Origin of the sequence: Crossiella sp. CA198 (assembly GCF_052078295.1) — a bacterium.
GTDB lineage: Bacteria > Actinomycetota > Actinomycetes > Mycobacteriales > Pseudonocardiaceae > Crossiella.
This window is the reverse complement of sequence record NZ_JBQJIM010000063.1, coordinates 1-14,023: the sequence shown is the minus strand read 5'-3', so window position 1 is coordinate 14,023 and position 14,023 is coordinate 1. Positions and strand designations below refer to the sequence as shown.

The following is a 14,023-nucleotide window of genomic DNA, read 5'->3' as shown; positions in this document are numbered from 1 at the left end:
CCAAGAAGCACCTTATCCGCTGCCTCAAGCGCTATCTGGCCCGAGAGATCTATCCCCGGTTGATGGCCGACCTGGCCGACATGCAGGCCCTGCAGACGACTTGACAACCATAGGAGCATCACGATGGTGGGTGGGTGCAACCAGGTTGCTCGCCACTCCGTCTGCCTGATATGCGGAAGTTCTCACCGGCACTGGCACTGGCCGGGCTCGCCCTGCTCACCGGTTGCGGCGGCGGTCCGGCCAGCGTCGCCTGCCCGGCCATGGCCGCCCGCGCGGGCATCGGCCTGGACATCGAGGCGCCACTGGCCGCCAAGGTCGCCAAGGCCACCCTCGACGGCAAGGACGTGCCCCTGGACGAGTCCACCGCGGCCGTGCCGTCCACCTGCCCGACGGGAGGACCGGACCAACCCTGCTCGGCCAAGATGGTCCGCACCGGCGCGAAGAACGGCTTCCTCGACCAGGCCGGGCTGAAACTGGAACCGGTGCGGCTCAGCGTCCGGCTCACCGACGCCGCGGGCACGGTGCTGGTGGACAAGGACATCCAGCTCACGCCGAAGGAGATCTTCCCGGCCGGTGCGCACTGCGGCGGCGGCCAGCCGCAGGCCGGGGTGCTCGTCGCGGCCGACGGCGCGGTGCGCCAGCGCCCCTGATCAGCAGACCGATCAGGAATCGAGAAGCGGCGGCGCACCCACCGCACCTAGCGTCACCTCCAGGGAAAACGCGCTGGACTCACCAGCCGCGACCCGCTTCCGAGGAGGTCCCCATGAGTGCGAGCAAGCGAATCCGGCAGCTCCACCGCTGGCTGTCCATGGTGTTCACCGCGACCATCGTCATCACCGCCATCGCCCTGGCCCAGGAGGACCCGGTGATCTGGCTGTCCTACCTGCCGCTGCTCCCGCTGTTCCTGTTGCTGGCCACCGGCCTGTACCTGTTCGCACTGCCCTACACCACGAAGTGGCGCCACCGCCGCACCGCCGAGTGACCCTGGTCAGGGGGTGATGTCCAGCCGGGTGCGCAGCCCGTCGGCGAACTTCCGTGCCGCCAACAGATCGGCGGCGTCCGGCCGTCCTTTTCGGACACCGCCGACCAGCTTGAACGGCAGCCAGGTGTCGAACCCGCGACAGGAGAAGGTATCGGCCACCGCAAACCCCTTGTCCCGCAGCAGTGTCGTCAGCGGACGGGAGAAGCGCTGGAACCCGGCCTCGGGGAAACCACTGGTGGCGAAGACAAACGCGTGCCGCCGCCGCCGGGCCGGAAGGGCCTGGACGAACTCCCGCAGCCGCGGGTGGAAGGACCCCAGGAAGATCCCCGAGCCGAACCCGACCAGGTCGTAGTCCGCCAGCGCGGCCGGATCAACCTGATCGGGTGCGACCACCCGAGCGTCCAGCACCTGGCCCATGGCTTCGGCGACCCTGCGGGTGTTGCCGTGCGAGACGGAGGTGCACACGATGATGGCCTGCATGGGGAAAGCTCCTTTCGCTTTCCCCATGGACGAGCCTGCTGCCCGGAACGTGACCGCACCCCGGTGTGAACCAGCTCACCAGCGATGATCAGGCGCAGTCCCAGCGCATGCCCTGCCAGCGGGCGCCGTAGCGGGCCCACTCGAAGTAGTGCTGGTGCCGCGGGGGCACGATGGTGCATTTGCTGTCCGGGCCGTGCGCGCGGCGGACCACGTAGCTGATGTTGTCGCGGCAGTTGTTGGTCACGGTCACCCGCTGCCAGATCCCCTTGGCCGAGTGCTCGACCTTCGCGCAGTCCGGCGCCGCACTGGCGGCGGGGGCCAGGGCCACCAGGGTGGCGACGGAGAGGGTGGTGGCGGCGAGGGTGGCGAGTAGCCGGGTGGGTACACGTCGCGTCATGCGATCCAGTGTCGGACCCGGCGCGGGCGGGCACCCGCTGAACCGGGCGGAACCACCCGGCCGATACCCGGTCTGTCCACAGTGGAGGAGTCGCTGTCCGGATCCGGACAGTGCCGATCGGGTCGGGGACTTGACCGTGCCGTAGCGGCATAGTTTGGACTGTTCCCTGTCGGCTCGATCGTGCCGGGGAAGCAGGGCTCGGGGAGTGACCGTCGTGGGGTGGAGCACCAGGCAGCTGGCCGAACTGGCGGGCACGACCGTCCGTGCGGTGCGGCACTACCACGACGTCGGGCTGCTCGCCGAGCCGGAACGGCGGGCCAACGGCTACAAGCGGTACAGCGTGGCTCACCTGATCCGGGTGTTGCGCATCAAGCGGTTGACCGGGCTCGGGCTGTCGCTCAGCCAGATCGCCGAACTGGGCACGGCGGATGAGCACCCGGAAGAGGCATTGCGGTCACTGGACGCGGAGCTGGCCGAGACCATCGAGCGGCTGCAGCGGGTGCGGGCCGAGCTGGCCCTGATCCTGCGCCGGTCCGCGCCGACCGACCTGGGACCCGAGCTGGCCCAGGCCGTGGCGGGCAGCGAGATCAGCGCGGCGGACCGGGACTTCGTGGTCGTGCTGACCCGGATCCTCGCGCCGTCCACGCTGCGGGCCTACGCGGAGACGGTGCGCCGGACCAGTTCCAATCCGGTGCTCAGGGAGTTCGACGCCCTGCCAGCCGACGCCGATGAGCGGACCCGGCAGGACCTGGCCGAGCGGCTGGCGCCGGTCAGCAGGCAGATGATCGAGGACACGCCGGAGCTGCGGAACCTGTTCGCCGGGGCGCCGCTGGGCGCGGCCACCGGGATACAGGCGATGAGCCAGGCCATCACCGACCTCTACAACCCGGCCCAGGTCGACGTGCTGGTCCGGATGACCCGCTGACGCCGTTTCTTGGCCTCGTACAACGAAACCGAAAGAGGGGGAACACATGAGTAGTAGAAGGCTGCGTGTCGCCGGGGTGATCCCGGTGGTCGTGGGCGGTTTGTTCGCCGGGCTGACCCCGGCGCTGGCCGAACCGGCGGCGGAAACGCTGAACTCAACGCACATCCCGGCCCGCTACGCCGGGCAGGCACTGGGCTGGCACCCTTGCACGACCGAGGAACTGCCCGGCACGCCGCCGGGTGAGGCCGGGCTGCTGGAGTGCGCCACGTTCGCCACGCCGCGGGACTGGGAGCGCCTGACCGAGCGCGAGGACCTGACCATCGCGGTCAGCAGGCTGCGCGCCACCGGCGTCACCACCGCCTCGGTGCTGACCAACCCGGGTGGACCCGGCGGTCCCGGTCGTTCGCTGCCGCTGCACTTCCGCGGCCAGGACAGGCTGCGCGAGCACCAGGAGGTCATCGGCATCGACTCCAGGGGCACCGGCAAGAGCACCAACATCACCTGCGGCGGACAGTCCGGCCCGCCGCCCGAACTGGACGCGCGCAACCGGGATCCGCGCAACCTGAACCTGATCGTGGACGCGGTGCGGCAGGCCGCGAAGACCTGCAGGCAGGCATCCGGCGAGCTGGGGCCGCTGATCAACACCTTCCAGATGACCAAGGACCTGGATCTGCTGCGGGTGTTGCTGGGCAGGCACAAGTTCAACTGGATCGGGTACTCGGCTGGCACCTGGCTGGGCGCGCACTACGCGCAGCGCTTCCCGAACCGGGTCGGGCGGTTCGTGCTGGACTCCGCGACCGAGTTCACCGCCAGCTGGCAGCAGTCCTTCGACTGGCAGCCACCGGCCTTCGAGCGGCGCTGGCGGCAGGACTTCCTGCCCTGGATCGCCCGCTACGACGCCAAATATCACTTCGGCGCCACCGGTGAGGCCGCCTGGCAGACCTTCGAGAAGGTGCGGGCCGCACTCGCCCGCAAGCCGGTGGAGATCGGCGGGGTCACGATCCACCCGAGCCTGGTGGACAGCCTCATCCTGGGCTCGCTCAAGGCGAAGTCGCAGTTCCCCACCCTGGCCGAGCGGCTGGTGCAGCTCAGGACGCTGACCGAGCAGGACGTGCCCGCGCAGGCCAAGGCCGAGGCGGCGGTGTCGGTCAAGGACGCCGTGGACAAGGTGAAGGCCGAGGCGCCGGACGCGATGCTGGCCACGCTGTGGCACACCCTGTGCAACGACGGTCCGTGGACCGGTGACCGGGAATCGCTGATCCGCCGCTCGCAGCAGCAGATCGACCGCGGCCTGTCACTCTACGGCGCGGGCTGGATGGGCTTCCAGACCTGCGCGTTCTGGCCGGACCGGCCGCGGCCGCTGCCCAAGCTGGATGGCAAGGGCGTGCCGCCGGTGCTGATCGTGCAGGCCGAGCACGATGGCGCCACCGCGATCGAGGGCGCCCGCCGGGCCCGCGCGGCATTCCAGAACTCGCGGCTGCTGACCGTCACCGGCGAGGGTGACCACGGCATCTACAGCGGCGGCAACGCCGGGGTGGACAAGATCGTGAACGCCTACCTGGTGGACGGGGTCGTCCCGGCCGACCAGAGCGTGCCCGGCATGCCGCTGCCGGTCCCGGCAGGCTAGTCCCGCGCTGGGGCAGGAGTCCGGCGGTTCGGTGACCAGGTCACCGCACCGCCGGTTTTCCCGGCCAGCAGTAGGCCACCGCCCTGGACGCCCGCGCACCGTGTTGGCCGTTGTCGTACGGTGTGTTGGCCGTTCTGGACGGCGAGTTGGCCCAACTGGTACGCCAGTTTTGCCCAAGCGGGCGTACCAGTTGGCCCAAGTGGTACGACAACGGCCAACGTGGCGTACGACAACGGCCAACACGCCGGCGAGGTGTGGACTACTTGGACTGTCCTATCGGGACCGGCAACTCGTGTCAGGCCTCGCGGACGGCGGTGATGAACTCGCGGATCTTGCCGTGGTCCTTGACGCCCTTGGCGGCCTCGACCCCGGAACTGACGTCCACCGACAGCGTCCGGCACAACGGACGCAACGTCCTAATTCCCTCGGTTACATTGCCGGGAGTGAGGCCGCCGCTGAGCACCAGGTGTGAGTCGGGTGCGGCAGGCAGTAGCGACCAGTCGAAGGTGCGGCCGCCGCCGCCGTAACCCGGCACGTGCGCGTCCAGCAGGATCGCCCTGGCCCGGTCGAACCGCCGGGCGAAGCCGGTCAGGTCGAACGGTGGGGTGCCGGGGTCCAGGGGGATGCGGGCGGCCCGCAGGAAGGCGAGCTGGCCCTGGCCGGTGGCCGCCCAGCAGTCGGCGGGGGTCTCGTCGCCGTGGAACTGCACCAGCGCGCCGGGCACGGCCGCGGCGGCGGCGAGCACCTCGGCGGCGGGGGTGTTCACGAACAGCAGCACCGGGGTGACGAAGGCGGGCAGCCGCGCGGCCAGTTCGGCGGCCCGCTCCGGGGTGACGTGACGCGGGCTGGGCGGGTAGAGCACGAAGCCGATCGCGTCGGCGCCGGCCTCGACCGCGGCGTCCACATCGTCCGGCCTGGTCAGACCGCAGATCTTCACGGCTGTTCGGGTGCCCATGCGGCCACACCGTACACATCCGCGCACCTGGCCCATCGGTGCCCGTCCTTTTCGGGCCAGGTTCCCTTTCGTGGCGGGGGCGGCGCCGCCTCCACCACTGTCCACAGTGGCCAGAAAAGCAGAATGGCAAGGAGAACTCTCCTTGCCCACTTCAACTTATAACGCACAGGGGGCCTTGCGGCAAGGCCCCCTGTCTGCTGCACAATCTGCGGCCGATGCCAGTACCTGCGAAAATGCGAGCTTGGCGAATCGGGGGACGCATGATTGACGTGATCATCGCCGGCTGCGGGCCGACCGGTCTGATGCTGGCCAGTGAACTGCGGTTGCACGGCGTGCACGCGGTCGTGCTGGAGAAGGATCCGGCGCCGACCAAGGTGGTCCGCTCGCTCGGTCTGCACGCGCGCAGCATCGAGCTGCTGGACCAGCGCGGACTGCTGGAACCGTTCCTGGCACTGGGCAAGCAGCATCCGGTCGGCGGGTTCTTCGCCGGGATCACCAAGCCCACGCCGGCGCGGCTGGACAGCGCGCACGCCTACGTGCTCGGCATTCCGCAGCCGGTCACCGTGCGGCTGCTGACCGAGCACGCGCTGGCAGCCGGGGTGGAGATCCGGCGCGGCTGTGAGCTGACCGGGCTGAGCCAGGACGCGGACGGGGTGACCGCCGAGCTGGCCGATGGCAGCCGGTTGCGGGCGCGCTACCTGGTCGGCTGCGACGGTGGCCGGAGCACCGTGCGCAAGCTGCTCGGTGTCGGCTTCCCCGGCGAGCCGTCCCGGGTGGAGACGCTGCTGGGTGAGATGGAGCTGACCGCCTCGCCGGAGACACTGGCCGCGGTGATGGCCGAGGTCCGCAAGACCCAGTTCCGGTTCGGCGCGATGCCGTTGGGGGACGGGGTGTTCCGGGTGCTGGTGCCCGCCGAGGGAGTCACCGGGGACCGGTCGGTGCCGCCGACCCTGGACGAGTTCAAGCGGCAGCTGGTGGCGATCGGCGGCACCGACTTCGGTGTGCACTCGCCGCGCTGGCTGTCCCGTTTCGGCGATGCCACCCGGCTCGCCGAGCGTTACCGCACCGGCCGGGTGCTGCTGGCGGGCGACGCCGCGCATGTGCACCCGCCCACCGGTGGGCAGGGGCTCAACCTGGGCCTGCAGGACGCGTTCAACCTGGGCTGGAAACTGGCCGCCGAGGTCAACGGCTGGGCCCCGGCCGGGCTGCTGGACAGCTACCAGGCCGAACGCCGTCCGGTGGCCGCCGACGTGCTGGACAACACCCGCGCGCAGATGCAGCTGCTGTCCCCGGACCCTGGCGCCCAGGCGGTGCGCCGGTTGCTGGCGGAGCTGATGGACTTCGAGGAGGTCAACCGGCACCTGATCGAGAAGGTCATCGCGATCGGGATCCGGTACGACTTCGGTGACGGGCCCGAGCTGCTCGGGCGGCGGCTGCGGGACATCGAACTGAAACAGGGCCGCCTTTACTCGCTGCTGCACGCCGGTCGCGGACTGCTGCTGGATCAGACCGGGCGGCTCTCGGCCGCGGGCTGGGCGGACCGGGTCGACCACGTGGTGGACCTCAGCGAGGAACTGGACGCGCCCGCGGTGCTGCTGCGCCCGGACGGCCACGTGGCCTGGGCAGGCGAGGACCAGCGGGACCTGCTCGGCCACCTGTCGAGGTGGTTCGGCGCGGCTACCTAGGACTGTTGTCCGGCAAGGCTTTCGGTCGCAGTTCGGGCGTGAGGGTGGCGTAGATCGCCAGCAGTGCCAGCACCACTTCGTAGACCAGCAGGGTGGTCGGCACGCCGAAGGCCTCCAGCAGCAGACCGGTCAGCGCGTAGCCCAGTGGCTGGGCGGTGTCGGAGATGAAGGTCAGGAAGCCCTCCACCTTGCCCAGGTGCTCATTCGGCACGATGCCCATCAGGTATTTCAGCTGGATCACGTTGAGCACCGCGATCTGCAGGCAGATCACGCCCCACACCAGGGCGGTGCCCCAGCCGGGCAGATCCAGCAGCAGCAACGGGAACAGCGCCGCGGTGAGCCAGTGCTTGCCGATCACGGTGGGCAGCAGGCCGAGCCGGTCCTCCATTTTCGGGGCCAGCAGCGAGCCGGCGATGCTGGCCACCGCGGCGAAGGTGAACACGGTGCCGATCTCGATGCCCGAGGCGCCGTTGTTCCTGACCAGCACGATCAGCAGCAGGCCGATGCCGGCGAAGAGGAAGTCGCCGATCGAGGTGAGGATGGTGAGGCCGCGCAACAGCGGCAGGCTCATCGCGATCCGGCCGCCGCCGGTCAGTTCCGCCCGCCACCGCACGGGTTCCGCGGACCGCGCGCGGTCCGGGCCGAGTTTGGCCCGGATGCCCAGGATGCACAGCGCGATGGCCAGGAACGAGATCGCGTCGATCAGGAACGGCGAACTCGGCCCGGTGACCTCGAACATCAACCCGGCCAATGGCGGGGCGATGATCGCGGCGATGCCCCAGATCATCTCGCTCTGCCCGGCGGCCGCACCGAGTTCGCTCTCGCCCACGATCCGGGGCAGTGCGGCGGTGTTGGCGATGCGGTACACGGTGGCGGCGGCGCTATTGAGGATGGCCACCAGGTAGAGCTGCGGCAGGGTCAGGCCCCCCAGCAGGTAGGCGACCGGGATCGAGGTGATCGAGAGCATGCTCAGCACCGAGGAGCCGATCATCAGCCCGCGCCGGGAGATCCGGTCCACCAGCGCGCCCGCTGGCAGCGCCAGCAGCAGCGGCGGGATGGCCTCCACACTGCCCACCAGCCCGGCGTGCAGTGGCGAGCCGGTCATCAGCAGCACCAGCAGCGGCAACGCTATCGCGGTGACCTCGTCCCCGATCGCGCTGAGCACCGTGCCGCCCCACCACAGCCGGAAATCCCGGTTGTCCCTGAGCCGGGCCGGCCGCTGGTCGCTGGTCTCGACCGTCACCTTCGTCCTTTCCCCCATCCGGTCCGCCCCGCCGGCGCAGGACTGCCCGAAAGTACCTTGCCATTCGATGCGTTCTCCGGTTGGCGACGTTATCGTACGCCGTCCGATTGGGCGGTTCGGCGTATTTCCTGACCGGTGACCGCTCGTATACGGTCAGTGTTGCCGGTGGTCATCGGCCAAGCCGCGTCTTTGCCGGGATGTAGTTCTCGGGGCTTTTGCTCGTTGAGGAGAGAATGCTGTGAACGGTTATTCGCGCGTGCGCTCCCGCTGGTCGAGAACGGTCGGAAAACTCGCGGCTATTGCCGCCATGGTGGTGGTCGGCGGCGCCCTCGCCACCGGACCCGCCGCCGCCACCGACACCGCGCAGGCGGCGGCGGGTGACAAGAAGGTCGAGGTCATCAAGGCCGCGGGGGCCGCACCGGCCGGGGTGGCCTTCACCGGCTGGGTCTGCGGCGGCTCGCCGATTCCGGCCGGTCACGTCATCACCATGCTGAGCACCGCCTGCGGCGGCGTTTCCTGGTACCTGGAACCGGTTCGCAACGGGCAATGGACCTGTCTGGGCTCACCCATTCCCACCCCGTACGTGATCACCATGCTCAGCCCGAACGGGTGCGGCGGCACTGGCCGCTACCTCGAACTCCCGCGGAACGGGCAGTGGATCTGCCTCGGCTCGCCGTTCCCGGACGGCTATGTCATCAGCATGCTCAGCGCGAATGGCTGTGGCGGCACCGGTCAGTACATCGAACTCCCGCGCAATGGCATGTGGACCTGCCTGGGGTCGCCCATTCCGCCGGGTTACGTCATCAGCATGCTGAGCCCGAATGGCTGTGGTGGCACCGGCCGCTATATCGAACTGCCGCGTAATGGCATGTGGATCTGTCTGGGTTCGCCGATCCCGCCCGGTTACGTGATCACCATGACCAGCCCGAACGGGTGTGGCGGTATGGGCCAGTACATCGTGCGCGCCTGAGTTGACTCCGCCGGAATGGCCCGTCCAGGCGTGGGCGGGCTATTCCGCTATTTCCGTCCGACAGACGTTCTCACTCTGAGTGCCCGGTGTTCCGGTACCGATTGAGTGACCCCTTTACCCCTTTCTCGCCGCGCCAAACCTGCTGGGCCGCCCCTAACGTCGGTCGCGGTGGTGAATCCGCCGTCCGGGGATGAAGGGCGAGATCACGTGGACAGACGCAATCAACGGGTGGCGCTTGGCGCGCTCGGGCTGGTGGCCGTGCTCCTGGGCTGGTGCGGCACGGCCGGTGACCCGGCGGCGGTGGCGGGCACCTCGGGGGAGCAGCTGCTCGTCAGCGAGGCTGCTCAGCCTCCGGTCCAGATCGACGGGGCCGTGGCCCCGGTCCCGCTCACCGTCGGCCAGAAGGTGGAACTCGCCGCGACCGCGGTCCGCCCGGACGGCACCCGGACCGACATCAGTGGGCTCGCGCAGTGGACCACCGGCGACCGCGCGGTCGCGACCGTGGACAAGGGCGTTGTCACCGGGGTGGGTCCGGGCACGACCGCCATCACCGCCACCTACCAGGGCGTCAAGGGTTCACGGTCGGTCAAGGTGACCAAGCCTGCCGACGGGGACCGGATGACGCGGGCGCTGGCCACCGGTGACCCCAAGCTGGTCACCCAGCAGGAACTCCTCGCGCACCTGCCCAAGGCCCTCGGCAAGCGGGAGTCGCTGCCGTACCGGATCATCCCGGACGGCGCGGTCGTCACCTTCACCCCCGGCCCCAACTCGGGCCACATCCGGCAGCTCTCGCCCTACCTGCAGCCGCTGCTGACCGGCACCCACAACGGCGGCAGCAGTGACTCGCCCAACCGGGTGCTCGCCGCGGTCGGCAGCTCCTCGATCAGCGAGACCAGGCTGGCCTACTTCGCGGGCAACCCGTTCGTGAACACCTCGTTGAGCGGGCCGAACATCCCGATGGACGAGGCCGGGATGGTCCCGCTCGTGCTGAGCACCACCGCCTGGCTGCTGGGCAAACCGGGCACCGCGGCAGGCGACCTCAGCGGCAAGATCGTCATCGCCAACACCGCCTCCTCGCGCGAGAAGCCGATGAAGGAGTTCCTGGCCAAGAACTTCCCCAGGCTGACCGTCAACGGCGGCAATTCCGCCTACGGCGCCTGCGATTTCAAGCCGGGCACGGCGAATCCGTGCCTGACCGGCGCGGCGGCGCTGTTCGTCGGCGACGCCGAGGGGTCCGACGATCCCGTGCTGCGCGCCCAGATCGCGGGGGCCTACAGCTCCGGGATCCCGCTGCTGGTCTTCGGCGAGACGAGCGCGGGCGAGTCGACCAGCAACGTGCTGATGCGTGATCTGGGCAGCCCGGACACCGGCACCAACTACTTCCAGCGCAACCTGATCCGGCAGTCGCCCAAGTCCGCGCAGGCGCCGGCCAAGGTGACCGACGACCAGTTCGCCAGGGACGCCACCGAGATCGCCCGGCGGCTCAACGGCAATCCGCTGGTGCTGGACGACTACAGCAAATGCGTCACCGACTACAGCCTGTTCGGCAGCTATCTAACGTCCTGTGTGGACAGTCCGACGCCGGGGGCCGCGGCCTTCATGGGCGCCATCACCCGGGTGAAGGCGATGGTGGCCGGGCTGAACGCCTCGGCGCACAACGTCTTCGCGCCGCCGAAGACCAACGACCAGAACGAGACCATGCGGGTACTGGCCCTGCTCGCGGACAAGCAGCGCACCGGTGCCCGCGGGTCCCAGCCCGGCGACAACGCGGTGGCGATCGACTACCCAATCGACCAGAAGGACCCGAAGCGGATCACCCAGGCGCTGTTCGCCGACTGGTTTGTGCTCACCGCCTGGCCCGGCAACACCAAGGCGAACGACCTCGGCACCGCCTGGTGCATCAGCCCGGTCCAGGTTTCCCAGGGCACCTGCCCACAGCTCAGCTTCCCACCCCAGACCGACCGGTCGATGACCTTCACCGCCACCGATCTGGACGAGTGGACCGCCACCCGGTTCGACCTCATCCCCGGCCGCGCGGGCACACTCACCCTGACCAACGATCCGAACATCCCGGTCTACGTGCGGGCCTTCCCGAACCGGGTGAACACCCGCACCGGCGAGGTCGAGAACGGCGTGTCCAAGTACACCCGGCCGCAGTTCCTGGCCACCGACTGGGTGCGGTTGCCGCCGAACAAGCCGGTGACGATCAGCTCGCCCTACGGCGGACCGCTCTACATCCGGATGGACGGCACCGGCAAGAAGCCCGGCATCGGGGTGAACGTCGCCTTCGCCGGGATGAGCCAGCACCCGGCGGTGCTGGACATGAACGACCTGGCCCAGTTGGACCGCTACGCCAAGGAGATCGCCACCACCAAGGCCTACTACACCGACCTGGTGGGCGACGGTTTCCAGCTGCACGTCCCGGTGTCCCGGCTGCGCAAGACCTTCGAGGACGTCGGTCTCACCGACATGGGCCTGACCACGTTCTACACCGGACCGAGCGGAGTGCGGAAGTTCCTGCTGGAGATCCGCGACTCCTGGTACAACCAGGAAATGCGGCTGGCCGGGCTGAAGGTCATGGGCGCCAAGCTTGAGGACACCGTCCCGAAGCCGGTGCAGGAGATCTGCGCGACCTACAAGTGGCCGTGCCTGGACCCGGAAATCAACTCCCGCAAGCGAATCCAGCACGTCAACTACGACCTGTACACGATGTGCGGCAACCTGTGCTCGGGGAACCCGATCGACATGGGCGGTGACGGCGCCGTCTACCCGGTCAGCCCCGGCATGAATCACGAACTCGGCCACAACCTGCAACGCCAGCAGCTCAACATCGGCTGGGCGGACACCGGCGCGGGCAGCCAGCCCGGCAAGATCGACACCTGGACCAACTACGTTCCCCGCTCCGGCGAGACCTCCAACGACATCTTCACCCACTTCGTGCTGTGGAACTTCGCCCGCAAGGTGCGCCCCGCCCGCGGCGACGGCAAGGTCGACGATCCGCTGACCTGGTACTCCGAGGACGGGTTCGTCTCGCTGTTCGCCAGCCACCGCTCGGCGATGGGCGATGTGCGCAAGGACGGCAAGCGGGTGGTCTACGGTCCCGACTGCCGGGTCATCCAGTCCTACCCGGCCTCGGCGACGGCCAAGAGCACCCTCACCGACGCGGTCTGGGGCGAGGAAGGGACCTACACCAACCGCCACACCCGGCTGACCTTCTACCTGACCCTGCCCATCCTGTTGGAGGGCAAGGCAATGGCCAACGGCACGAAGCTCGACAGCGGCCCCGACATCTACACCGCGCTCTACGGCGCGGCCCGCACCTTCACCGCCTGGGCGGCCGAGGAGAAGAGCTGGAACGAACGCCGCGGCGATCTGGGCCTCTCGCTGTACCCGTACTCGGGCGCCCCGGCCTACGGTGGGAAGGACGTCGACGAGATGATCGGCAACGACTTCCTGCTGGTGCAGCTGTCCCGGATCACCGGGTACGACTTCCGGCCGTACTTCGAGGCGTTCGGGGTGACCCACACCAGCCTGGCGGGCAAGCAGGTCGAGGCCAACGCACCCGCGGACGGTCTGCGGAAGCTGACCCTGGCCCTGCCGGTGCTTGGGAAGTTCCAGCCGCCGCTGAAGCTGACCGAGGTGCGCACGGTCGACCTGGCCGACCCGAACGCGGCCTGGCCGGGCGCGGACGTAGACGGCAGCTCGGCCCTGGACCACGTGGACTTCCAGCCCACGCGCTGCACGGGCAGCTGAGGTAGCCACCACCGTCCCCGGCCGCCGAGCACGATCGGTGGCCGGGGACGCCGCGCTCCGGACCCTGCCGACTGTCAAAAGTCCCGGGCGTCGTCCCGGCAGGCTGTGCGAGTATCCGGAAATGCCGATCGACCTGCATCTTCTCGCGTTGTTCACGCTGGCGACGATGGTCGCCATGCTGACCCCCGGGCCGGACATGCTGTTCGTACTCGGTTGCGGCATCAAGGGCGGCCCCCGCGCCGGCCTGTTCGCCACCGCCGGGGTGGCGGTGAGCGAGGCGGTGCACGTCGCCCTCGCGGCCGTCGGGCTGGCCGCGCTGTTCGAGGCCGCACCGACCGCCTTCACCGTGGTGCGCATCGCGGGTGCGATCTACCTGGTCTACCTCGGCGTGCAGATGATCCGCAACCGCGGCCAGGAAACCCCGGACACGGCGGCCTCCAGCGGCGGCATGACCGCCCGCAAGGCCTTCCTCAACGGCCTGTTCACCAACCTGATCAACCCGAAAATGGTCACCTTCACCATCGCCTTCCTGCCCCAGTTCATCAACCCCGCCCTGGGCCAGGTGTGGCTCCAGTTCGCCATCCTGGGCGCGGTACTGATCGTGCTGGAGTTCCTGGTGGACGGCACGGTCGGCGTGCTCGCCGGCCGGATCGGCGGCTGGCTGCGCAGCCGCCGCGCGGCCAAGCGCCGGATTGATGTGGCCACCGGCGGCATCTTCATCGGCCTGGGCGTCAAACTAGCCGCCGACTGACCAGCGCAGCACCCACCCCCACACCGTGTTGGCCGTTGTCGTACGCCGAGTTGGCCGTTGTGGACGCCGAGTTGGCCGTTGTGGACGGTGTGTTGGCCGTTGTTGTACGCCACGTTGGCCGTTGTGGGACGCCGTAGGCACTGCGGTCGGGCGAAGCCCGGGACAGGCGGCCGGGGTGGCTTTTCGAAAACTTTCCCCGAGCGGTTCCCCATCCCCGTCAGCCTGGAGAGGACACACCGCATCCCGGGCAGCGGC

Annotated in this window: 12 protein-coding genes; 8 read left to right on the top strand and 4 right to left on the bottom strand. The window is 69.3% G+C overall.

What is annotated here, in order from left to right; all coding sequences use genetic code 11:
- Positions 1–170 precede the first annotated feature (170 nt).
- Positions 171–650, top strand: a complete 480-nt coding sequence (locus ACTOWY_RS44630) for a hypothetical protein (protein ID WP_441315669.1) — start codon at positions 171–173, stop codon at positions 648–650.
- A gap of 113 nt (positions 651–763) precedes the next feature.
- Entirely contained in the window at positions 764–982 is a 219-nt protein-coding gene (locus ACTOWY_RS44625; protein WP_441315668.1) for a hypothetical protein, read from the top strand.
- Positions 983–988: 6 nt separating this feature from the next.
- On the opposite strand, the gene ACTOWY_RS44620 is transcribed toward ACTOWY_RS44625, so the two are convergent.
- Together ACTOWY_RS44620 and ACTOWY_RS44615 are read right to left on the bottom strand one after the other, a co-directional pair.
- A complete protein-coding gene (locus ACTOWY_RS44620) occupies positions 989–1,462 on the bottom strand; it encodes a flavodoxin family protein (protein WP_441315667.1) in 474 nt (157 codons plus the stop codon).
- Positions 1,463–1,550: 88 nt separating this feature from the next.
- Positions 1,551–1,859, bottom strand: a complete 309-nt coding sequence (locus ACTOWY_RS44615; RefSeq protein WP_441315666.1) for a hypothetical protein — start codon at positions 1,857–1,859, stop codon at positions 1,551–1,553.
- 214 nt (positions 1,860–2,073) lie between these two features.
- Here ACTOWY_RS44615 and ACTOWY_RS44610 point away from each other — a divergent pair, with 214 nt between their 5' ends.
- Complete coding sequence (locus ACTOWY_RS44610; RefSeq protein ID WP_441315670.1) at positions 2,074–2,784, top strand: MerR family transcriptional regulator; 711 nt, start codon at positions 2,074–2,076, stop codon at positions 2,782–2,784.
- Positions 2,785–2,830: 46 nt separating this feature from the next.
- Positions 2,831–4,411 (top strand): alpha/beta hydrolase, encoded by a 1,581-nt coding sequence (locus tag ACTOWY_RS44605; protein WP_441315665.1) that lies wholly within the window; start codon positions 2,831–2,833, stop codon positions 4,409–4,411.
- A gap of 295 nt (positions 4,412–4,706) precedes the next feature.
- On the opposite strand, the gene ACTOWY_RS44600 is transcribed toward ACTOWY_RS44605, so the two are convergent.
- Entirely contained in the window at positions 4,707–5,366 is a 660-nt protein-coding gene (locus tag ACTOWY_RS44600; RefSeq protein WP_441315664.1) for a phosphoribosylanthranilate isomerase, read from the bottom strand.
- Between the two features lie 260 nt (positions 5,367–5,626).
- Between ACTOWY_RS44600 and rox the strand changes: the two genes are divergently transcribed.
- A complete protein-coding gene (gene rox / locus ACTOWY_RS44595; protein ID WP_441315663.1) occupies positions 5,627–7,051 on the top strand; it encodes a rifampin monooxygenase in 1,425 nt (474 codons plus the stop codon).
- Here rox and ACTOWY_RS44590 read toward each other — a convergent pair.
- Positions 7,044–8,294, bottom strand: coding sequence for an MFS transporter (locus tag ACTOWY_RS44590; protein ID WP_441315662.1), 1,251 nt, complete (start codon positions 8,292–8,294; stop codon positions 7,044–7,046). The two genes, rox and ACTOWY_RS44590, sit on opposite strands and share 8 nt — an antisense overlap.
- Before the next feature lie 238 nt (positions 8,295–8,532).
- On the opposite strand from ACTOWY_RS44590, the gene ACTOWY_RS44585 reads away from it, so the two are divergent.
- From ACTOWY_RS44585 to ACTOWY_RS44575, 3 genes are all read left to right on the top strand, one after another.
- On the top strand, positions 8,533–9,264 hold the full coding sequence (locus tag ACTOWY_RS44585) for a hypothetical protein (protein WP_441315661.1): 732 nt from the start codon (positions 8,533–8,535) through the stop codon (positions 9,262–9,264).
- A gap of 207 nt (positions 9,265–9,471) precedes the next feature.
- The gene (locus ACTOWY_RS44580; protein WP_441315660.1) at positions 9,472–13,017 is read left to right on the top strand and encodes an ImpA family metalloprotease; all 3,546 of its coding nucleotides are present in this window, start codon (positions 9,472–9,474) and stop codon (positions 13,015–13,017) included.
- A gap of 121 nt (positions 13,018–13,138) precedes the next feature.
- Positions 13,139–13,768: a LysE family translocator gene (locus ACTOWY_RS44575; protein WP_441315659.1), complete on the top strand. Its 630-nt coding sequence runs from the start codon at positions 13,139–13,141 to the stop codon at positions 13,766–13,768.
- Positions 13,769–14,023 lie beyond the last annotated feature (255 nt).

What these genes read in the sequence shown, in the direction of transcription:
- ACTOWY_RS44615 (WP_441315666.1), bottom strand. Translation starts at nt 1,859, where the DNA reads ATGACGCGACGTGTACCCACCCGGCTACTCGCCACCCTCGCCGCCACC.
- ACTOWY_RS44575 (WP_441315659.1), top strand. Translation starts at nt 13,139, where the DNA reads ATGCCGATCGACCTGCATCTTCTCGCGTTGTTCACGCTGGCGACGATG.
- ACTOWY_RS44620 (WP_441315667.1), bottom strand. Translation starts at nt 1,462, where the DNA reads ATGCAGGCCATCATCGTGTGCACCTCCGTCTCGCACGGCAACACCCGC.
- ACTOWY_RS44605 (WP_441315665.1), top strand. Translation starts at nt 2,831, where the DNA reads ATGAGTAGTAGAAGGCTGCGTGTCGCCGGGGTGATCCCGGTGGTCGTG.
- ACTOWY_RS44625 (WP_441315668.1), top strand. Translation starts at nt 764, where the DNA reads ATGAGTGCGAGCAAGCGAATCCGGCAGCTCCACCGCTGGCTGTCCATG.
- rox (WP_441315663.1), top strand. Translation starts at nt 5,627, where the DNA reads ATGATTGACGTGATCATCGCCGGCTGCGGGCCGACCGGTCTGATGCTG.
- ACTOWY_RS44600 (WP_441315664.1), bottom strand. Translation starts at nt 5,366, where the DNA reads ATGGGCACCCGAACAGCCGTGAAGATCTGCGGTCTGACCAGGCCGGAC.
- ACTOWY_RS44630 (WP_441315669.1), top strand. Translation starts at nt 171, where the DNA reads ATGCGGAAGTTCTCACCGGCACTGGCACTGGCCGGGCTCGCCCTGCTC.